Annotated in this window: 14 protein-coding genes and 3 pseudogenes; 8 read left to right on the top strand and 9 right to left on the bottom strand. The window is 61.0% G+C overall.

Features of this window, described 5'->3' with window-relative positions:
* Nucleotides 1-4: 4 nt before the first annotated feature.
* From AWB74_RS35565 to AWB74_RS35545, 4 genes are all read right to left on the bottom strand, one after another.
* Nucleotides 5-1,195 (bottom strand): CaiB/BaiF CoA transferase family protein, encoded by a 1,191-nt coding sequence (locus tag AWB74_RS35565; protein WP_061151308.1) that lies wholly within the window; start codon nucleotides 1,193-1,195, stop codon nucleotides 5-7.
* Between the two features lie 118 nt (nucleotides 1,196-1,313).
* The gene (locus AWB74_RS35560) at nucleotides 1,314-2,219 is read right to left on the bottom strand and encodes a LysR family transcriptional regulator (RefSeq protein ID WP_061151307.1); all 906 of its coding nucleotides are present in this window, start codon (nucleotides 2,217-2,219) and stop codon (nucleotides 1,314-1,316) included.
* A 659-nt stretch (nucleotides 2,220-2,878) separates the two neighbouring features.
* Nucleotides 2,879-3,184, bottom strand: coding sequence for a hypothetical protein (locus AWB74_RS45890; protein WP_143749376.1), 306 nt, complete (start codon nucleotides 3,182-3,184; stop codon nucleotides 2,879-2,881).
* Between the two features lie 1,351 nt (nucleotides 3,185-4,535).
* Entirely contained in the window at nucleotides 4,536-5,099 is a 564-nt protein-coding gene (locus AWB74_RS35545; protein ID WP_061151304.1) for a serine O-acetyltransferase, read from the bottom strand.
* Nucleotides 5,100-5,697: 598 nt separating this feature from the next.
* Between AWB74_RS35545 and AWB74_RS35540 the strand changes: the two are divergent.
* A pseudogene (locus AWB74_RS35540) lies at nucleotides 5,698-6,051 on the top strand (transposase); the annotation flags it as partial.
* 135 nt (nucleotides 6,052-6,186) lie between these two features.
* Here the strand turns inward: AWB74_RS35540 and AWB74_RS35535 are convergent.
* From AWB74_RS35535 to AWB74_RS35520, 4 genes are all read right to left on the bottom strand, one after another.
* Nucleotides 6,187-7,656: an MDR family MFS transporter gene (locus AWB74_RS35535; RefSeq protein WP_061151303.1), complete on the bottom strand. Its 1,470-nt coding sequence runs from the start codon at nucleotides 7,654-7,656 to the stop codon at nucleotides 6,187-6,189.
* A gap of 304 nt (nucleotides 7,657-7,960) precedes the next feature.
* Nucleotides 7,961-11,593: a hydantoinase B/oxoprolinase family protein gene (locus AWB74_RS35530; protein WP_061151302.1), complete on the bottom strand. Its 3,633-nt coding sequence runs from the start codon at nucleotides 11,591-11,593 to the stop codon at nucleotides 7,961-7,963.
* Between the two features lie 46 nt (nucleotides 11,594-11,639).
* Nucleotides 11,640-12,947, bottom strand: coding sequence for an MFS transporter (locus tag AWB74_RS35525; protein WP_061151301.1), 1,308 nt, complete (start codon nucleotides 12,945-12,947; stop codon nucleotides 11,640-11,642).
* A gap of 146 nt (nucleotides 12,948-13,093) precedes the next feature.
* Entirely contained in the window at nucleotides 13,094-13,894 is an 801-nt protein-coding gene (locus AWB74_RS35520) for a putative hydro-lyase (RefSeq protein ID WP_268811231.1), read from the bottom strand.
* Between the two features lie 186 nt (nucleotides 13,895-14,080).
* Here AWB74_RS35520 and AWB74_RS35515 point away from each other — a divergent pair, with 186 nt between their 5' ends.
* From AWB74_RS35515 to AWB74_RS35505, 3 genes are all read left to right on the top strand, one after another.
* The gene (locus AWB74_RS35515; RefSeq protein WP_061151299.1) at nucleotides 14,081-15,013 is read left to right on the top strand and encodes a LysR family transcriptional regulator; all 933 of its coding nucleotides are present in this window, start codon (nucleotides 14,081-14,083) and stop codon (nucleotides 15,011-15,013) included.
* A 114-nt stretch (nucleotides 15,014-15,127) separates the two neighbouring features.
* A complete protein-coding gene (locus AWB74_RS35510; protein WP_235024803.1) occupies nucleotides 15,128-15,427 on the top strand; it encodes a YciI family protein in 300 nt (99 codons plus the stop codon).
* A gap of 546 nt (nucleotides 15,428-15,973) precedes the next feature.
* Nucleotides 15,974-17,110: a sensor histidine kinase gene (locus AWB74_RS35505; protein ID WP_061151298.1), complete on the top strand. Its 1,137-nt coding sequence runs from the start codon at nucleotides 15,974-15,976 to the stop codon at nucleotides 17,108-17,110.
* 83 nt (nucleotides 17,111-17,193) lie between these two features.
* On the opposite strand, the gene AWB74_RS35500 is transcribed toward AWB74_RS35505, so the two are convergent.
* Nucleotides 17,194-17,583, bottom strand: a complete 390-nt coding sequence (locus tag AWB74_RS35500) for a tautomerase family protein (protein WP_061151297.1) — start codon at nucleotides 17,581-17,583, stop codon at nucleotides 17,194-17,196.
* Nucleotides 17,584-18,006: 423 nt separating this feature from the next.
* On the opposite strand from AWB74_RS35500, the gene AWB74_RS35495 reads away from it, so the two are divergent.
* The 4 genes and pseudogenes from AWB74_RS35495 to AWB74_RS48715 form a co-directional block, all read left to right on the top strand.
* Nucleotides 18,007-18,441 (top strand): MarR family winged helix-turn-helix transcriptional regulator, encoded by a 435-nt coding sequence (locus AWB74_RS35495; RefSeq protein ID WP_061151296.1) that lies wholly within the window; start codon nucleotides 18,007-18,009, stop codon nucleotides 18,439-18,441.
* A gap of 239 nt (nucleotides 18,442-18,680) precedes the next feature.
* Nucleotides 18,681-19,127: a tautomerase family protein gene (locus AWB74_RS35490; protein WP_061151295.1), complete on the top strand. Its 447-nt coding sequence runs from the start codon at nucleotides 18,681-18,683 to the stop codon at nucleotides 19,125-19,127.
* 87 nt (nucleotides 19,128-19,214) lie between these two features.
* Nucleotides 19,215-20,410: pseudogene (locus AWB74_RS35485) on the top strand (MFS transporter); the annotation flags it as partial.
* Nucleotides 20,411-20,493: 83 nt separating this feature from the next.
* Nucleotides 20,494-20,841, top strand: a pseudogene (locus AWB74_RS48715) (MFS transporter); the annotation flags it as partial.
* Nucleotides 20,842-21,533: the final 692 nt, after the last annotated feature.

The following is a 21,533-nucleotide window of genomic DNA, read 5'->3' as shown; positions in this document are numbered from 1 at the left end:
CCTCTCAGATGATGCCGCGCGCACGCCATGCGTCGCGGGTCTCGGAATCGATGCCGATGCGTTCGAGCACCGCATCCGTGTGCTGGCCGAGCGTCGGCGCGGGTGTGTCGATGGTGCCGGGCGTCGCGCTCAGCTTCGGAACGATGCCGGGCACTTGCACGGGCGTGCCGTCGTGCAGATGCGCATCGAGGATCATGTCGCGCGCGCGATAGTGCGGGTCGCTCGCGATATCGGCGACGTCGTAGATCTTGCCGGCGGGAATGCGCGCTTCGTTGAGCGCGGCGAGTACGTCGTCGAGCGGATGGCAATTCGCCCACTCGGCGATGGCTGCATCGATACCCCCGACCTGTTTCACGCGGCCGTCGTTCTGTGCGAGGGCGGGATCGTCTGCGAGATCGCCACGGCCGATCAGATCCATCAGGCGGCGGAAGATGCTGTCGCCGTTGCCCGCGATCAGCGCGTATCTGCCGTCCGCGCAGCGATACGCGTTCGATGGCGCGATGCCCGGCAGGCTGCTGCCCGCAGGCTGACGCACCGCGCCGAATGCGGAGAACTCGGGCAACAGGCTTTCCATCATGTTGAAGACGGACTCGTACAGCGCGACATCGATCATCTGTCCTGCGCCGCCGTGCTGATCGCGATGACGCAGTGCGAGCAGAATGCCGATCACGCCATGCAGCGCCGAAAGCGAATCGCCGATGGACACGCCCACGCGCACCGGCGTGCGGCCGGGTTCGCCGCTCAAATGCCGCAAGCCGCCCATTGCTTCGGCGACGACACCGAAGCCGGGCCGGTCGCGATACGGTCCCGTCTGCCCATAGCCCGAGACGCGCAACATCACGAGACCGGGATTGAGCGTGTGCACTTCGTCCCAGCCGAGGCCCCACGCTTCGAGCGTGCCGGGGCGGAAGTTTTCGATGAGCACATCGCTCTGTGCGATGAGCTTTCGGGCGACGTCCTGTCCTTCGGGCGAGCGCAGATCGAGCGTCAGCGATTCCTTGTTGCGCGACTGCGCCGCCCACCACACCGACGTGCCTTCGTGCAGCAGCCGCCATTTGCGCAGCGGATCGCCCGCGCCCGGCGGTTCGATCTTGATGACCTGCGCGCCGAATTCGGCGAGCATCTTTCCAGCGAAGGGACCGGCGATCAGCTGTCCCATTTCGAGCACGCGTATGCCTGCGAGCGGCTTCGTCACGGTTGTCTCCTGTGAAGCGTCGTTGTGTCGATGCTTCACTGTGAAACAAACCAGGCGCGCTGAAAATCGATGAATTTTCAATGACCCTTTCCGTTTTGGAAAGGTGCCGAAAACCTGATCAGGCTTGCGTTTGTGCCGACATGAAGTCGAACAGACGGGTGGCTTCGGGCGAGAGCGCATCGCGCGAGCGGGTGCCGATCCAGAGCGTACGGTCCGCCCAGTCGTCGACGAGGCGAACGGGACGAAGGCCCGCCGCAAGAATCTCGGTGCGCACCGCCGCTTCCGGCAACACGCCGATGCCGAGCCCTTGCTCGATCATTCTGCAGATGCCGTCGAAACTGCTGACCTGAATGCGAACCTTGAGTGTGCGTTCGGCGCTGAACGCCGCATCGAGCAGGCGCGCGAGCAGCGAGCTTCCTTCATTGAGACCAACATATTCGTGATCGAGCGTGTCGACGAAGGCGACTTCTTCGTGCGACGCCAGCGGATGATCGTTCGGCACCAACAGCACGAGTCTGTCCTGCCGATACACCGCCCGGTCGATGTTCGGCGCGGGCACGTTGTCCGCGAAGATTCCGATATCCGCATCGCCGTTCGTGACGGCCGCGACGATATCGCCGCTCAGGCGCTCTTCGAGTGATATCTTGACGCTCGGGTTATCGGCGAGAAAGACACGCACATCGCGCGGAAGAAATTGCACGATCGCCGATGTGTTCGCCCACATGCGGACATGGCCGCGCACGCCGACGGCGTAGTCGCTCATCTCGTTGGCCATGCGGTTCACGCGCTCGACGACCTGGCGCGCGTGCGCGAGCAGCCCTTTGCCGGCCGCGGTCAGTTCGACGCCGCGCGGCTGACGCAGCAGCAGCGTGCAACCGGTGCTGCGTTCGAGATCGGCGATGCGCTTGCTCACCGCCGACAGCGTCAGGCTGGTGCGATCGGCGGCGCGCGTCAGACTGCCGGTTTCCGCGACGACGATGAAAAGGCGCAGCGAATGCAGGTCGTAATGAAAGTAGCTCGTCATGATGTGATTTCACGGGAAGCGGGCCGTGCCGCCACTCTAACGGAAACGTACTCAGGCGTGCCGCGCTGCCTCTGAATGCCGGCTCGACACCTGCAGCAGGACGCCGACGATCTGCATCGGCTCTGTGCCCCATGCTCTCGCTTCACATCGCCGTTGCTCGATGAGCAGAAAGCAGAGGTCGAGCGCGTGCTTGCGCAAGTGAAAAGTGATCCCGGTCGGAGAGGCTGTCGCTTCATTGTGCGCGTGAAGAGCGAATGTCGATCGGCGCCGTCATGTTGTGCAGTCGCGGTGGGGGTGTCAAAGCGCGCATGTCAAAGCCGGCCTGAAGCAGCGATCCCTTTTTCGACGCAATGCAACTAATCGTCTTCGCTTTGCATCCCATTCCCAATCTCCGCCAACAACCCGCTACCAAAGCGGAAGGACGCGGGGCAAAATGCAATCAGCCTTTAGCGAAGTCGGCCGCAACCTGTGACCTGCGCTGCCTCCCGCGCAGCCCTTGAACCGTACTTTTGGCTCGCGCCGAATGCGGACGACGCTCGGACGTTTGGATGGGCGGCGAAGCATCCATGAAGTCAATGAGGCATTTGTGAGGGTTACCAGTCTATCCGATGCTTTTCATCGGTCTCTCGATGGCGTCGGTCATCCTGCATTGGCGTGCTTCACGCTGGTCCCCTTGCCGACGACTCTTCGAGCACGACTCCCGGGCAATTCCATTTCGGGTGCGAAACAAATTCTCGGATGGCGGCATCGAGACAGTTCAGTGCGGCGAGAGGTTGTTGCTGCCTGGCCCGATAGCGAGCGATAGAAAGAGTGCTGTGCAACATCATGCCGAATCCGAGCTCATATTCCGTGATGTCAGCAAGTCGGCCGATGTCTGCTTCCAAACGGCGCCACAAGAACTCGCGTTCGGCCGATGCACGTCGCCTCAAAACGTCACTGCGGCCGCGCAGGTGATACGGATTCATAGCCGCCTCCCATCGTGCTCCGACACTGCCAGGTCAACGAGGTGCTCGCCTCCGCTACTTGGCCAAGCGAAGCCCAGCAAATAGGACTGTCTATCACTTTCGCAGACACCGGTGCCCGAGATTGTGCGGAAGGACACTCAGAAAACCCTCGACATGAAGACAAAAAGTCGACGAGCCACTGAAAAAGCTCGCGTCGCTCATGCCATCGCGTGCAATGCTGAAGCGCACCATTCAGTGCGGTCTCCATCCGCCTGCGGACTACTGGTCGGTCGGGCCGGCTGCCGATCTCCGCTCTGCTGGCCCCGTCCGCCTTCTTTTCCTGACGATCTTGATGGATCAAGCGCTGCTGGACGTGTTGCTGACCGATTATTTGGGCGGCTTCAGGCTTGCTGTAGGAACTGCTTCGGGTGCGGCTACGGACCGCCAGACTATCACTCGCTTACAATGTATCTGTCGTTCTGTTCAGCGGATTCGCTCCTTGCTGATTGCGTTCATCGTCCGAACGATCCGGACGAAGTAGCGCCAGCGTTTTATCGGGCAGCTGCCGTACCTGCCTCTATAGGCCGCAACCCACTAAGCGGCTCGTGATAGCGCGCCACCCTTTTGGACGCCGACCACGGACAGGGAAGGACCTCTGCTCAGTTAGCGAATGTCGGCAAGTAGCTACTTGCCGGGGAGGGGACGCAAGGGCGTGGCCGAACCGCGACAGAGGCGTTGCCGAAATCACGCACATCGCAGCCTGAACGACAACAAAGGTTGCGCCGCTTGTCCAGAAAAATTGGCAAGGCCTTAAAGGTGGCGTGCCGCCCTACGCTAAAAGACTCCGCGCCACGTCGAAATCCCTGCAAGGGGTGCCCTGAGCCAGCCCGAGCAGACGACACGACATCAATAAAGCGTTGGAGCACGGAGGAGCATCTGTCGCTGCGCCAGACCAGTTCCCAGTCTTGATGGATGGTCAGGTCCGACGGGTGAGTGGCAATGGAGATAATCGGCGACGTGTTGTGCGCCGGCTATTTCTGCGCTAAGAGCAAAGACTGGGACGAGGAAAAACAAGTGTCGTTCGCGCTCGTACATGCTTGCGACGCCATCAGCAAGCATTGCGGCATTGACGCGGAATCTCGAACACGCGTTGCGGCGCGAGAACCTCGCGGAGTTAGCCGCTGCAGGTCCCGCAGGCGTTGCGAGAAAAGCATGCGTCAGGCGGGGTTTGCCGACGAACTTGCGAAGGACATCGCTGCTGGCAAAATTACGGCACGCTGATCGGTCCCGACGCAAAGGATGCCTCGCGCTCGTTGCGCGCGACGTCCGCGTGACTGTTCGCTAAGCACCCGCCAATGCGGAGGCCGGTCCGTCATGCCGCGCCTGTCTGCCACCGACGCATGATGTAGCGCGCCGCCCGCTCCGGCGTGGCGTCGTCGGTCAGGATGCGCGCCGGGCAGCCGGCCACGGTGACGTTCGGCGGAATATCCTTCGTTACGACGCTGCCCGCGCCGATCGTCACGTTGTCGCCGATGGTCACGTCTTCGATGATGCAGACGTTCGGCCCGATATACACGTTGTCGCCGATCGTCGCCGCCTTGCCGTGATTCGATCCGATGGTCACGCCCTGCGATATGTTGCAGTTCGCGCCGATGACCGCCGTCGGATTGACCACGATCGTGCCGATATGACTGATATAGAATCCCGGCCCGATGCGCGTGCGCGGACTGATGACGAATCCGAAGCGGCGCTGCTTGAGGCGCACGATGTTATTGAGCACGAGTTGCACCGGCCGCGACGACGCGGCGCTCGCGAGCCGCAGCCAGAACATGTAGTTGAACCCTTCGTTCAGCATTAATTGCTCGAGAAGGAGCATGACGCTGTACTCGCCCGTATAGCGATAGAGATCGCTTTTGATCAGATCAAAGGTTTTCATCGCGGTGGGTCCGCTGGTCTGTAAATTCTTGTAATACCACCGGCCGAAATCGGCCGTTCCCTCAACCGCTCTGCGCACCAAGATCCGAGACTAGTGCTTTGGTCCGAAGCGTTCGGTGCGAAATGGAACATATGACCGAAGCAAGATCGAAACATTATGGATGATCCGCGCCGGGCCGGACATGACGTGTTGCAGCAACGCGCTGCCACATTGCACATGTTCCTCATCTGGCATCCCATTGCTGGAACTCGTGGCGCAGCTCGAGCAGTTCGTTCGTAAGCGGTCGAGGAGCAACGTCCTTCCAATGAGTGGCTGAAGGTCGTCGCGCGTTGGCGAATGGCTGAAGTTCGCAACGGAAGAGACATTTCAGTAGAACCCGGTTGAACGGCTCAGATGGGTCGGGGAGAGCCGTTCGTGGACCGCGGCCCGTCCTCGCTGTTGAAAACGAAAGATCGTGAGTGTCTGGAAGACTTGAAGTACCGTTCGAAAGGTGTAAGCACGACAACGATCGGTCGGGGTAGGGTGGTCGAGTGTTGACATAACTCTGTCGTGGCATCTCCACAACAATGGACGTGACGGGGCAATGTCTCGCAACGGTAAACATCCGCTGCCGAAATTGCTGCATGGGCAAGAGCAACGCGTCTATGGAGATAGCGCCTATGCGAGCCAGAAAGCGCTGATCCGAGACAAGGCCCCCAAGGCACGCGACTTCACCAATCAGCGTACGCGCCGCGCGGGCAAAGTTGACGAGGTGGCGCGCGGCAAGAATCGCAACAAGTCGAAGATCAGGGCTCGGGTCGAGCACGTGTTTGCTGTCGTCAAGCGCCTGTGGGGCTTTACGAAGGTACGCTATCGCGGTCTCGCGAAGAACGCCAATCGCGCCTTCGTCGCGCTGGCGTTGACCAACGTCTATCTCTCGCGCCGGCGATTGATGGCACAGGTACGCCCGTAATGAGCGAAAAGCGGGCAGCAGGCCGGTGTGCAACGCCCAGGTGGGGAAGAAATGCAGCCGCAAAGCTTCACTCACGATAAACCCAACTGTGTTCGCGCCCAAATTGATAAATACAAGGGCTTGTTCAGCGTTGCCCTAATGGCGGCCCGAGCGAAGAGTCGTGTCGGGCGCTCGAGCGCACGTGACCAATGCCAGGAGCATCAACACAGTAATTCCAGCGAAGGTCGCGTTGAACGTTCCCGCTGGCAACCCGCTTATCGCAAATGTGCCGTGCGCTTCGAGACCGGCTCGTGCGCTGGGCAGAGGCGCACCGTTGCGCATCTGGAACTCGAGGAAAGCCCCGACGATTGCACCGCCAAGCATGCTGCCAATCGACCTGAGGAGAAGGTACATCCCCGTGGCCGCTCCGATGTCGCGCTGTTGCGCCGAGTTCTGCACGATCATCAAAGTGCTCACATTTGCGCATCCCAGACCGGCGCCAGCGCACACGGTAAAGACGATGCTTGTCGAGAACGAAATATGTCCGACGAAGCATGCAAGCAAGAAGAAGCTGCATGCTGCGATTGCTGCTCCGCCCAGCAAGACAGGCTTCATCTTTCCGTAGGATCTCGCCATGTGCCCGGTTATGTAGTTGCCGAGTACGTTCGCCATCAGAAACGGGACCATCAGGAAACCCGATGACGTGGCGTCGGCACGAAAGACACTCTGATAGAAAATCGGCATGACGAAGAGCGAAGCGAACATGCCGGCGGCCGTAAGCATGCCGCCGACATTTGCAACGACCAGTGCGCGATCGGCGAAAAGTCTCGGAGGAAACAGGCCGTTCGCATAACGCACCTGCTGGTGCTTGAGCAGGCCGCCGAAGATGACGACACAGGCCGCCAGAACGCCTGTCTGCGAAGATATCCACGGGAAGCTATTGCCACCCAACGTCAGCAACAGAAGAAGTGAACTGACGGTCACGGTCATGAACGCGCTGCCGTAGGCATCGAACTGCAGTTTGGCGGCGCGATCGTCTGTTTTCGCAGGCAGACCCCGGCGGCAAAGATACAGCGCTCCCGCGCCAATCGGAAGGTTAATCCAGAAGAGCCATCGCCATGAGGCATGGTCCGCGAGATAACCACCGACCAGCGGACCGGCGATCGACGCTATTGCCCACACGCCGGCCAGATACCCTTGATACCGGCCTCGCTCCCGCGGAGACACGGCGTCCGCAATCGCGGCTTGCGCGAGAGACATCAGGCCTCCGCCACCGAGACCCTGCAGGGCACGGAACACAACCAGCTGAGTGATGCTGCCGGCACAACCGCAGACGATGGAAGCGACGATGAAGACTGCCAGCGAGATCTCCAAAAGCTTGCGTCGGCCATAGTGGTCAGACAATCGGCCGTAGATGGGTGCCGCGATGGTTGAAGCCAGGAGATAGGCGGTGAGAATCCACGATAAATTCTTGTGATCGCTCAGGCTCGACGCGATCGTGGGAATGGCCGGTATCACCACGGTCTGATCGAGTGCTGCGAGAAAGATGCAAATGACGATGCCGCTAAGCACCTTCAGAACGGCCCGATGTCGAGCTTCCTGATCATCTGGTGCAGTGTTGCTCATTCGCGTTTCTTTCCGGCAGGTTAGGTTAGCTGATTGAGATCGATGAATCGATTTCGGCGTAGTCGACGATCCGCTCGATGACTCGCATAGCCGTATTATCGCTCGCCGGCGCTGAGGTTCGCGTGAGATATGGTCTCCGCGAACTATGCAGCCGTCGTGACCGGTTCCAGGTTCGGCCCGTCATCCGGGGGGCAACGGTCTCTCGGCATGCATCCAGAAGGAGAACACGATGCCAAGGACGGGCATGAAAGATCAGGTCCCGACGCCGCGGGCCGTACCGCGCGCACGGCCCGCGGAAACGTGTCTATGCTTCCCCGAAGCCGCCTCCACCCGGTGTTTCCACCACGAACACATCGCCCGCGCTCATCTCGACGCTCGCGATATGGCCCAATGCGACGACCTCACCGCCCGCGCGCTCGACGCGATTGCTGCCGCGCCTTCCCGCGTGTCCGCCTGCCGCACCGAAAGGCGCGTGAATGCGGTTGTTCGAGAGTATCGACGCAGTCATCGGCGCGAGAAAGCGGATGCGCCGGATCGCACCGTTACCGCCGCGCCAGCGTCCTGCGCCGCCCGACTCCGCGCGGATGCGGTGCGACTCGAGCCGCACGGGATAGCGCCATTCGAGCACTTCGGGGTCGGTCAGCCGCGAATTGGTCATATGCGTCTGTACCGCGTCGACGCCGCAGAAACCTTCGCCCGCGCCGCTGCCGCCCGCGATCGTCTCGTAGTACTGGTAATGCGCGTCGCCGAACGTGAAGTTGTTCATCGTGCCCTGGCTGGATGCAACGATGCCCAGCGCACCATAGAGTGCATTTGTAATCGCGGACGACGTCTCCACGTTGCCCGAGACCACCGCTGCCGGATAGACCGGATTGAGCATCGAGCGGTCCGGGACGATCACCGAGAGCGGCTTCAGGCAACCCGCGTTGAGCGGAATGTCGTCGCCGACGAGCGTGCGGAACACATACAGCACGGCTGCCATGCAGACCGCCTTCGGTGCGTTGAAGTTGTTCGGCAGTTGCGCGGAGGTTCCGCTGAAGTCGACGGTCGCGCTGCGCGTCGCTGCATCGACGCGAATGGCGACGTCGATGACCGCGCCGTTATCGAGTTCGTAACGGTACGCGCCGTCCTTGAGCGCGCCGATCACGCGGCGCACGGCTTCTTCGGCGTTGTCCTGCACGTGCTGCATGAAGGCGAGCACCACGTCGCGGCCGAATTGCGCGACCATGCGGCGCAGTTCGTCCACGCCCTTCTGGTTCGCTGCGATCTGCGCGCGCAGATCGGCCATGTTCTGCGGGACATTGCGTGCCGGATAGCGGCCGGAGGCGAGCAGCGCGCGTGTTTCGGCGTCGCGCAGCGTACCTGCGGACACGAGCTGCCAGTTATCGATCAGCACACCTTCTTCCTCGATATGCGACGAGGCAGCCGGCATCGATCCGGGCGTGATGCCGCCGATATCCGCATGATGGCCGCGCGAGCCGACGTAGAAGAGCGGCTCGGCCGAACCGTCGACGAACACGGGCGTGATGACGGTCACGTCGGGCAAGTGCGTGCCGCCGTGATACGGATCGTTGAGCATGAACACATCGCCGTCGCGCATCGCGCCGCGATTGCGCTCGATGACGGTCTTGATGCTCTCGCCCATCGATCCCAGATGCACGGGCATGTGCGGCGCGTTCGCGATCAGATTGCCGGCGGCATCGAAGATCGCGCACGAGAAGTCGAGACGCTCCTTGATGTTCACCGAATACGCCGTGTTTTGCAGGCGCAATCCCATCTGCTCGGCGATCGACATGAACAGGTTGTTGAAGATTTCGAGGCGCACGGGGTCGGCCTCCGTGCCGATCGAGCGGCGCGTCGGCAGCGGCTCGACGCGCGTCATCACCACGTTGCCCTGCGCGGTCAGCGCGGCCTGCCATCCCGGCTCGACCACGGTCGTGCCGTTCTTCTCCGCGATGATCGCCGGGCCGTCGAGCGTGTCGCCCGCGCAAAGCGTGTCACGCCAATAGAGCGCCGCGTCGTGCCAGCGTCCGCCGGAATACATGCGCACGATGCTCTGCGCGTGCGGCGTGTCGTGCGCCGCACGCCGCGGCAGGTGAGCTGCATCGACGGGCGCGTCGGAATGGCCGATCGCTTCGACGGAGGCAAGCTCCGCGATGAGCGGCGTCTCCGCCATCAGAAACGCATAGCGTTGACGGTACGCCGCTTCGAACGCGGCGCGCATCGCATCGAAGGTGCCCGCCGGCACGGCAATTGAGGAATCGGTGCCCTGATAGCGCAGATGGACATGTCGCTCGGTCGTGATGCGCGCGGCGTCCACGCCCTGTTCGAGCAGTGCGGCGGTCGCATCGGCGGCGAGCGCGTCGAGGGCGGCTTCCAGTGCGGCGAGCGACGACGGTTCGAGCGCAATCTCCAACGCCCGCTCGCGCATCGCGGTCTGGTCCGCGAGGCCCATGCCGTAGGCGGAGAGCACGCCCGCGAGCGGATGCGCGAACACGCGAGTCATGCCGAGCGCGTCGGCTACGCCGCACGCATGCTGGCCGCCCGCGCCGCCGAACGTCGTCAGCACATACTGCGAGACGTCATGGCCGCGTTGCACGGAAATTTTCTTGATCGCGTTGGCCATGCTGCCAATGGCGATCTCCAGATAGCCTTCCGCGAGTTCCTCCGGCGTGCGGCGCCGGCCTGTCGCCGCGAAGATTTCATCGGCGAGTGACTGAAAGCGTTCGGCGACGGCTTCGCGATCGAGCGGCTCGTTCGCGTTCGGACCGAAGACGCGCGGGAAATAGTCGGGCTGAATCTTGCCGAGCATCACGTTGCAGTCGGTGACCGCCAGCGGGCCGCCACGCCGATACGCCGCCGGACCCGGATTGGCGCCGGCCGAATCGGGGCCGACACGCAGGCGGGCGCCGTCGAAGCCGAGCACCGATCCGCCGCCCGCCGCCACGGTGTGGATGCTCATCATCGGCGCGCGCATGCGCACGCCTGCCACTTGCGTTTCGAACACGCGCTCGAATTCGCCGTTGAAGTGGGAGACATCCGTCGACGTGCCGCCCATGTCGAAGCCGATCACGCGCTCGAAGCCCGCTGCCTGGGCCGTGCGCACCATGCCGACGATACCGCCCGCCGGTCCGGAGAGAATCGCGTCCTTGCCCTGGAAGACATCCGCGCGCGTCAGTCCGCCGCTGCTTTGCATGAACTGCAGGTTCACGCCTGGCATCTCGCTCGCGACCTGTTCGACGTATCGGTGCAGGATCGGCGACAGATAGGCATCGACCACGGTCGTATCGCCGCGCGAGACCATCTTCATCAGCGGCGACACTTCGTGCGAGACGGAGACCTGTGTGAATCCGATGCGGCGCGCGATCCCGGCGAGCTCGCGTTCATGCGCGGTGTGGCGATACCCGTGGATCAGCACGATCGCGAGTGCGCGCATGCCCGTGTCGTGCACCTCGCGCAGAGCGCACTCGGCTTTCGCAAGATCGAGCGCCACGACGACCTCGCCTTGCGCGCTCATGCGTTCGTCGATTTCTACGACGCGCTCAAAGAGCGCTTCAGGCAACGCGATGTCGAGATCGAACAGGCGCGGACGGTTCTGATAAGCGATGCGCAGCACGTCGCGAAAGCCCCGCGTGGTGACGAGCGCCACGGGTTCGCCCTTGCGTTCGAGCAGCGCGTTGGTGGCGACCGTCGTGCCCATCTTGACCATTTCGACGTCGCGCGGGGTGATCGGCTCGCCGGATTGCAGGCCGAGCAGATGGCGAATGCCGGCGACCGCCGCATCGCGATACTGTTCCGGGTTCTCGGAGAGCAGCTTGTGCGTGGTGAGCGTGCCGTCCGGGCGGCGCGCGACGATATCGGTGAACGTGCCGCCTCGGTCAATCCAGAACTGCCAGCGGGACGGCATGCAAACATCGGAGGCGTGATGGTGCTTCATGGTGTCGTCTGATTTGGAAGAAAAGTGAAATGCGCGAGGCTCGATTTCAGGCCGCGTCGAGTTCGCGGCCGCGCGTCTCGGGCAAGGTGAGGGCGGCGATGATCAGCACGCCATACGCAGCGACGGCGAAGATGCCGATGCTCGTCCCCAGGCCGAAGCGACTGGACAGCGTGCCGATCAGCACCGGGAACAGCGCGCCGATCGCGCGGCCGACGTTGTAGCAAAAGCCTTGGCCCGAGCCGCGCACGCGGGTCGGAAACAGTTCGGTGAGAAACGCACCCATGCCCGAGAAAATGCCCGATGCGAAGAAGCCGAGCGGAAAGCCGAGCCACAGCATCGAGCCGTTCGTGAGCGGCAGCGAGGTGTAGGCGAAGGCGATCGCCATGGATCCCATCGCGAACAGGATGAAGTTCGGCTTGCGGCCGATGCGGTCCGTGAGCCACGCGCTGCACAGATAGCCCGCGTAGGAGCCGGCGATGATCATCGCCAGATAGCCGCCCGTGCCCATCACCGTGAGATGACGCTCGGTCTTGAGGTACGTCGGCAGCCAGGTCGTGATCGCGTAATAGCCGCCCTGTGCGCCCGTGGTGAGAAGGGCGGCGCGCAGCGTCGTCGAAAGAAGCGTGGGCGAGAAGATCTCCGTGAAGCGCGGCTTGTCCTGCGTGTTCTCCTGCCTGACCCTGGCGTGTTCGAATACTTCGGGTTCCTTGACGTATCGGCGGATGACGAGCACGAGCAGTGCGGGGACGAGACCGATGAGAAACAACGTGCGCCAGGCGATTTCAGGCTCCATCACGGAGAACATCACCGCATAGAGCAGGGCGGCCATGCCCCAGCCGAGCGCCCAGCCCGACTGAACGAGACCCACTGCCTTGCCGCGATCGCGGGCGCGGATCACTTCGCCGATCAGCACCGCGCCGGCGGTCCATTCGCCGCCGAAGCCGAAACCCATCAGGGTGCGGGCTGCGAGCAACTGGCCGTAGTTTTGCGCGAGACCGCACAGGCCCGTGAACAGCGCGAACCACAGCACGGTGAGCTGCAGGGTGCGCACGCGGCCGATGCGATCGGAAAGAATCCCGGCGATCCAGCCGCCGAGCGCGGAGGACAGCAGCGTCATGGTGCCGATGAAGCCCGCGTCGGCGAGCGTGATGCCCCAGGTGGCGACGAGCGTCGGGATCACGAAGGACAGCATCTGCGTGTCCATGCCGTCGAGCATGTAGCCGACCTTGCAGCTCCAGAATGCGCGCCTTGCGCGCGGACCGGCTTCGGCGTACCAGGAAAGCTGTGGGGTTTCCGTCGTGGTCTGCGTGTCGGCGGCATCGTCGATGCTCGCCGTCAGTGTCTTGCTGTCCATCGGTGGCTCCTGTGGATAGACGCATGGGTAAGGATCGAAGCCACGCACGGGTGTAGGGATGCGTCATTCCCTCCGGGCCGAATGGCCGGATGGCTTCAGGTGTCGCGAATCGCGGGGATGCTTGGCGGCTGAGGCCGCCACGACGGTCAGAACACGGCCAGCGAGGCGTTGGTGATGTCCGTCATCAGCATGTGGCCCGGCGCGTGGGCGATCGCGATCGGCAGCTTCGCTGCCATGAGCGCGGTTTGCGGCGTCACGCCGCAGGCCCAGTAGACGGGCAGTTCGCCCGCGTGGATCGTCACTGCATCACCGAACTCAGGGCGCGCGAGATCGGCAATGCCGAGTTCCGCCGGATCGCCGATATGCACAGGCGCGCCGTGCACGCCCGGGAAGCGGCTCGTGATCTGCACGGCACGGATCGCGTCGGCGCCGCGCAGCGGCCGCATCGACACGACGAGTTCGCCGCCGAACACGCCTGCGCGCCGGTTCGTGATGCTGGTGCGGTACATCGGCACGTTGCGGCCTTCTTCGACGTGACGCAGCCCGATGCCTTCCTTCGCGAGCATGTGCTCGAACGAGAACGAGCAGCCGATTGCGAACAAAACGAAATCGTCCTGCCAGAGCGCTTCGATCGATTCGACGCGCTCGCTCAGATCGCCGTCGCGATACACGTTGTACGCGGGCACATCGGTGCGGATATCGATGTCGCGCCCGAGCACCGGCACGCGGAAGTCGCCGGGCTCGCCTACGCCGAGCAGCGGACACGGCTTTGGATTCGCGTGGCAAAAGCGCAGGAAATCGTGCGCGTGAGCCGCGGGCAGGATCGCGAGATTCGCCTGCGCATAGTCGCCGCAATGGCCGGCCGTCGGGCCACGGAAGTCGCGATGGCGTACGGCGTGGCGGAATTCGAGTGGAGTCATGGTGTCAGCGTGCTCTGGCGGTTGCATCTGGTCGTCTGCGGCGGGCGCTGCGTTTGCCTACCGTTAGCGAAAGCATAGAAAAGAAGAAAATTTGACGCCAACTAGTTTTCTTTGGGTCTCGTGGATAGAATTTCTTAACGGAATCGCGGGTTTTCCCGGGTCACGTTGAGATTTTGAAGCGGGTTCGTCCCGCTGCATCGGCCACACTGGACTATGAATACGCGCTTTCTCGAAACCTTCGTCACGCTGGCCAAGCTGCGCAGCTTCCGGACCACGGCGACCGCGCTGCACGCCACGCCCGCCGCGATTTCGCAACGGCTCAAGGCACTGGAGGAAGAACTGCAGACGGTGCTCGTCGATCGTGAGAACCGGGATTTTCGGCTCACGCCGAGCGGCGAATATTTGCTCGGTTACGCGAAGGCCGTGGTCGAGGCGACGCGCCAGTTGCAGGCCGCCGCGTCGCGTGAAGACACGATGCGCGGCAAGCTGCGACTCGGCGTGATCGAGACGGTCGTGCATAGCTGGCTCGCCGACTACATGCGGCGGCTCTCGAAGGACTACCCGCAGCTCGAAGTGGAGCTTGCGGTGGACGTGAGCGTGGTGCTGCAGCGGCGACTGATGGCGGGGGAACTCGATCTCATCATCCGCGTGGAGGGCAGCGACGAGGAATCGATTGTCTGTGACGCGCTCGCGAACTATCCGGTGCACTGGATAGCGCGCGCGGGGTTGCTGCCGCTTTCGCGCAGCGGCCTCGCGAAGCGCGTACTGGGCCATCCGATCCTGACATTCGGGCGCGGGACGGCGCCGCATCGTGCACTGGAGGACATCGTCGGCAAGCTCGCGCTCGCGAACGGCGTACCGCTCGCGGATACGCGCATCACCGGCTCACCATCGATTTCCGTTATCGTGCGACTCGTACGCGATGGCTTCGGCGTGGCGGCGATTCCGCGTCTGTTCGTCGATGATCTGATCGCGCGCGGTGAGGTGGTGGAGTTGCCGCTGCAGCCATCGCCGCCGTCCATCGTGGTGTCGATGTCCCGACGCGCGGATGCGCCGCTTTTCGTGCATGGCGCGGCGAACGCGGCACGTGCGGCGTGCCATGAATACTGCGAGCAGGGGGATGGACGCTTGATCGAGCGGCTGTAGCGGCTGGCTTCCTTCATTCGCCCGTCGCCTCGCTCGGAACGCACTTCGGCCAAACCCGCGATGGCACGTAGGCTTCGCACCCAATACCGACACTCACAGCCGGAGGACAGAACGATGACGAAGTACCTTATCTCCTTTCCCAAATCGGCGATGGACATCTCCGACGAAGACATGGCTGCGGTCGGCGAAGCGGCACACGCGGTCATAAGAGAGGCGAAGGATGCGGGCGCCTATGTGTTCGGCGGTGGTATCAACGAGGACGTCGCGCCGCTGATGGTCGCCGCTGACGCCACCATCACCAACGAGACCTACCCGCAGACCAAGGAGTTCGACGGCGGCTTCTGTGTGCTGGAAGGAGGCTCACAACGGCCCCGGCGCCAGCAAGCCCGAGAAGCCTCCGACGGGTTGCACTGACCGTCTCAAAGGGGGGGAGGGACTTGACCTCGGTACGGTTGAATCGAGACACGGCTGTTCTCCTCGTTATTATTGCGGCCCTGACGACAGTGACGTCACACCGACTAACTCACCGCCATTCACGCCGCCTGGTAGCTGCCGGTCCCGCAGCTGTGAGATACGGACTGTCGCGCGTGAATCAATTAAATACCTTAGGGAACCAGTGTAAAGGCGAGGGGCGTTGAAGCGGGCGGCGCGTCAGTTCGGCCGACAATGATCCCCACGACCAGGCACGAATGGCTGCACGGCAGACTGGCAGACGGGAGCAGAGGACGAGCGCAATCGAGTGTTTTTTGAAGAACGAGCAGCCATCCAGTTTTCTCACGAATTGTCGTGTCAGAGTTGGGGATTTAGAGTCAGTGAGTATTCGAGAAACAAGCGCAGTGCCGCGAGAGCTTGCGGCCTCTACCGGCGCGCTTGCGATCGAAGGGCGTCACCAAGTTGCGAGTAAGATGGATACGCTGCCCGGTCCACAGTGACGGCCGATTGAGATTCTGAGACGCAGACATGCGACTTGCAGACTTTATATTGCGAGACATGGAGCCGATAGCGGCGCATTGGGAGGCGTTTGCGTCCACCCTTCTGCCGGCGGCGGAACACATGGAATCATTGGCGTTGCGCGAGCAGGTTGAGCAGATTCTGCGCGGCGTGGCGTCGGATTTGTGCACCTCGCAAACCCGCGAAGCGCAACGCGAAAAATCAATGGGGCGGGGCTCTGGACTGATCGATCCGACAGAAGAGACAGCCGCTCAGAAGCATGGCGTTCTTCGGGCGCGCTCCGGCTTCAGCGTGAGCCAACTCGCCGCGGAATATCGCGCCCTGCGCGCGAGCGTGCTTCGTCTCTGGATGGACGACTGCTACCCCGAAGGCCCCGACCTGGACGACCTCATTCGCTTTAATGAGGCGATCGATCAGGCACTTGCCGAATCAGTCACTTCTTTCAGCGCGCAGGTCGAGCAGAACCGCAACCTGTTGCTTGGCATGCTGGGACACGACATGCGCAGCCCTCTGCAAGCAATCCAGGTCACTGCGTCGTGCCTGGCGCTGCTCAACGCAGGGGAGCAAGTGTCAAAGGCCGCCAGCCGCCTGATACGCAGTGGGGCAAGGATGCAGGGGTTGCTTGACGACCTCACACAGTTTAATCGGACCAAACTTGGTTTAGGCATCAACGTAACGCCGACGGACGTGAACCTGGCCGATGTGCTTGCGGACGAGGTAGATGAGTTACGTGCAATTCATCCTGACAGGCAGATCGAACTCAACGTGAGTGGAGATTTGCAGGGGGACTGGGATGGTCCGCGTCTGCAGCAATTGCTTGGTAATCTCGTTCTCAACGCGATTAAGTATGGGGCCCAGGACACGCCCGTGCGCGTGACCGTGACTTGCGACGTAACGCATGTCCATATCGACGTCAGCAATCGCGGGGCTGTGATCGAAAGCGCAACGCTAGGTCGTATCTTCAATCCACTTATGCGAGGGCCGGGGCGTCGCAGTGAAGACGAGCGGGCCGGTAGCCTCGGATTGGGCCTTTACATTGCCAGCGAAATCGCCAAGGCCCATTCTGGCTCGATCGAAACGCGATCAAGCGATACGGAGACCACTTTTTCAGTGTCACTGCCGCGGATGCACGACCGAAGCTGCTGACAGCTCCTGGCCGCGAGAAATGCTGTGGGAGACTTGGGTAGTCTCATGTCTAGTTAGTACAACGAGACATGAGGTATGTCCATTCATAACTCACCAGTGAGAAACTGTGCGACCCCATGGCCGAAACTCCAGTCCGCATCGGAATTTGTCACCAAAGCGACCACCACGTCACTAGGAGAAATTTGGCAACGCTCCTGCAACTCGCGGGTGAGCTCCCTGTAGAAGAGTTGCTTTGCCGCCTGTTCGCGCGGTCGAGTGATCACCGTAATCACGATCATATACTTGGTGCGCTCGATTCCGAGCCCTGTGTCTTCAACAATAAGATGCACCGGGTCATGTTCAGTCACGACTTGATAGCGGTCGCGTTCCGGAACTTGAAAAGCATTGACGACGGCACGATGGGTGCCATCGAGCATTGCACGGGTTTGCGCTTCTGTACGGCCCTTGAGGATATCGAACTTGACGAGCGGCATGATTTCTCCTGTTGGAAGTAAGAACCGTAACTGTGATTTGCTCATGACCTCAGTGTAGAAGCCGGTAACGTTAATTCAAACGGATTCAAGGAAAATCATTGTTCACGATACTGAACAATTTCGATCGCCGACCTCCGCGGGTGGTTACGTGCAGGAGCTCCGAGATTCAAGTCCACGAGTCCCGGCGCGTGCGCGAACGGTGCACCACACCTTGATGTGGGCGTCTCCGTCGTCGTCGTTCGCAATTGAGCCGTGCGAGCTGGGGACGCCCAGTGCGGGCTTTTGGTGAATCAGGAGGAAGATTTAGCGGTTGACAACTGAGTGATGTGATGTCATGTTGGCGCTGTATTGGATGTATATGCATCTTTATCCACCGGATGCTCCCAAGGACTTCCGGCATAGACACACAGGAAAGGGGATCCCATGTTCACCGATTGCTACTGCACACAGTTTCGGCGCTCGGCAAACCAGTTGACAAGTATCTACGACGAAGCGCTTCGGCCGGTTGGTTTGAAGATTACGCAATTTTCGCTGCTGCGAGCATTAGAACGTCTTGGAGTCGCGACGTATAACGAGATCGCTGCGGAAGCGGCGCTAGACAAGACAACGATCTCACGAAATTTGAAGGTGCTCATCAACGCTGGATGGGTGAGCGTCAGTGTGTCTCCGGAAGAGGACGCACGATACCGATCAGCGCGCCTGAGTAAGGAAGGTGTGAAGCAGCTTAGAAGTGCGGAGCCATATTGGCAGATTGCTCAACGTCGCGTCGAGGACGATGTTCAGCGTTTCCTCAAAGGGCCGGCGAATAAGCAATTGCTGGAAGCGTTGGAATCATTGCAACAGGTGCCGCTGAGGTAGGAAGCGCAGGGTTTATTCTAGTCCGCGGCGCGCCGAGAACGAGCGAAATCCGTATTGACATGCACGGCTCGCCGTATAAGATGTACCTACAACTATCTGACGCGTCAGACCTCGCCCTAATTGCGTGCGACTGTCCAGACAAATAGTTGTAGCTACATCTACTGACGATCGATTCCAGGTGGGAGCAGTCTCACAGGAATCACTTGCCGTCGAGTTCGATTCTTATTGGAGACTGACAGATGCCTACTTACATCGTATCCGCAACCCAGAATTTGCTGTCCGCCGAACACCAAAAGAAAGTCGCTAAAGAGATAACGCGGGCGCACAGCGAAGCGACGGGCGCCCAAGGATTCTTTGCGCAAGTGATCTTTAACGAGATTCCGGCAGGATCGCATTTTATGGGTGGTGTGCAGATCCAGACCAAACAGGTGTACGTGCACGGACATATCCGGGCAGGCCGTACCGAGGAACAGAGAGGTGCGTTACTCGCCGACATTATTGAGTCGATTCACACAATCACGGCGCTGGAGAAACGTTTTCTGTGGGCGTACATCTCGGAACTGGCGCCGACCAACATGGTTGAATATGGGCAGGTTTTGCCCCAGCCCGGCGAGGAAGCTGAATGGCTCGAATCGTTGTCGGCAGCTGATCGCGAGTACATGCTGAGCTTGAATAAAACCCAGTAACCCACGCCAACGAGATGGAATCGTAGAGAACCCTGGTAGGAGACGCCCTTGAACACCTCAGCCATTCCCCTTAACGAATCGCGGCGAATGACCTCCGACGAACGCAAAATCATATTTGCATCGTCGCTCGGCACTGTCTTTGAGTGGTATGACTTTTATCTCTACGGGTCGCTCGCGGCCGTGGTGGGAAAACAGTTCTTTTCCGGCGTGAATGAAACTGCAGCGTTCATCTTCGCGCTGCTTGCATTCGCAGCTGGCTTTGCAGTGCGTCCTTTCGGCGCGCTGGTGTTTGGGCGTCTGGGTGACCTGGTCGGTCGCAAGTACACGTTTCTAGTGACCATCCTATTGATGGGTGCGTCGACGTTTCTCGTTGGTGTCTTGCCAACCTACGCGAGCATTGGCATCGCCGCCCCGGCGCTGCTGATTGTGCTGCGACTGATGCAAGGGCTTGCCTTGGGCGGGGAGTATGGCGGCGCAGCTACCTACGTCGCGGAACATGCACCTGGACATAGACGTGGCGGCTACACCGCATGGATCCAAACGACCGCGACACTCGGATTCTTTCTCTCGCTTCTCGTTATCCTCAGCACGCGTCTTATCGCGGGTGAATCTGCGTTTTTCCGACTGGGCGTGGCGCATCCCGTTCGTCTTCTCCATAGTATTGGTGTCGATCTCTGTGTGGATTCGACTCACCCTGTCCGAGTCACCGGTGTTTCTGAAGATGAAGGCCGAGAACGCGACGTCGAAGGCGCCGATCAAGGAAGCATTCGGTGAATGGAAGAATGTTCGGCTCGTGTTGATTGCCCTGTTCGGTGTGGTTGCCGGCCAGGCTGTCATCTGGTACGCGGGGCAGTTTTATGCGCTCTTCTTTCTCACGCAGACGCTCAAGGTCAACCCTGTCACAGCTAATTTGCTGATCGCAGCAGCTCTGCTGATCGGCACGCCAATGATTGTCTTTTTCGGTTCCCTTTCGGATCGGCTTGGTCGTAAGCCGGTGATATTGTTGGGATTCTTGCTTGCCATCGTTCTTTACTTTCCAATCTTCCATGGACTCACCAAGTTCGCGAACCCGGCGCTCTATGCGGCGCAGGAAAGCGCGCCCGTGACGGTCGTGGCTGACCCGTCTAGCTGTTCGTTCCAGTTCAATCCTGTAGGTACGTCGAGTTTTACCAAGTCGTGCGATATCGCAAAGTCATTCCTTGCGCGCTCGGCAGTGAATTATTCGAATGAAGGCGCACCCGCTGGCACTGTGGCATACGTTCGGGTAGGAGATACGCGGATCGATAGCGTCGAAATCGCCGGCACTGCCGAAAAAGAAGGCACGAAGCTAGTCAAGGACTTTGAAGGCAGGCTGGGAGCAGTTATTAAATCCGTGGGCTACCCCACGACAGCAGATCCGAAACTCATTAACTATCCGATGGTCCTGCTGATGCTCGTCGGACTGGTGTTGACGGTTGCGATGGTCTACGGGCCGATTGCGGCGACACTTGTCGAACTCTTCCCCACGCGTATCCGGTACACCGCGATGTCACTGCCATATCACATAGGCAACGGTTGGTTCGGCGGCTTTCTCCCGACAACCGCCTTCGCATTGGTGGCAGCAACCGGAAACATCTATGCAGGTGTATGGTACCCGGTCGTGATCGCCGGCGTGTCTTTGGTCATCGGATTCTTGTTCCTGCCGGAGACGCGTCAAAGGAGTATTGCGGACTGACATCGTGTGACGACTGCGACAAACGGCTCGCGAGATCGCTGCGAGCGAGCTGATGCAATCCACGGCTTGGAGAAAGTCCGTAGCCTCCAACTTTCTCCAAATCTCTTTTCGAAATTCTGTTAATGGTTCCGATGTCATTGCGTAGTCTTTAAATATGCGGATCTGACTCCCGGAGCTTTCCCGCTTTCGCCGTAGTTTGGCTGTAGAGTAAGGAATGGATAGGCGCTTTCTTGTACTGTTATGTGTTTCCATCCCGTCGGCACTAGCGGTCGAGAAGGGGGGCGGTTTCGGGCGACCGCGTCGGGCAGCGAGCGGCCAATGCGCGTTGTTCGACGCTCCGCCATCCGGTGCCGGCCGCATCCCTAAGCGTTCGCTCACGGATCGGCGCCGTCCAAATCAAGGCAGATCGCCCTCCGCGATTTCTGGGGGCGAGATCACCGCAAGCGGATCTGACAAATTCACTCACTCGGCGCTGGGAAAACGTCGCCGATGCGACAGGCGTCGCTTATCGTGGCTATGCGACAGACCATCTGCGGATAGCGAAGTGATTGAGCGGGCGAGTGCAGCACGGCGAGTTCGCCGGCTCCCCGTCCCGACGCTGCTACAAGCATTCCTGCGCTTGCTCAGGTAACGCGCACGAACTCTCCTTCGGCGAAGAACCACGCCGACATCGTCCGTGCTAGTTCGAGCAC

It is taken from the genome of Caballeronia arvi, from assembly GCF_001544695.2.
Classification (GTDB): Bacteria; Pseudomonadota; Gammaproteobacteria; order Burkholderiales; family Burkholderiaceae; genus Caballeronia; species Caballeronia arvi.
This window is presented reverse-complemented; position numbering and strand designations above follow the sequence as displayed.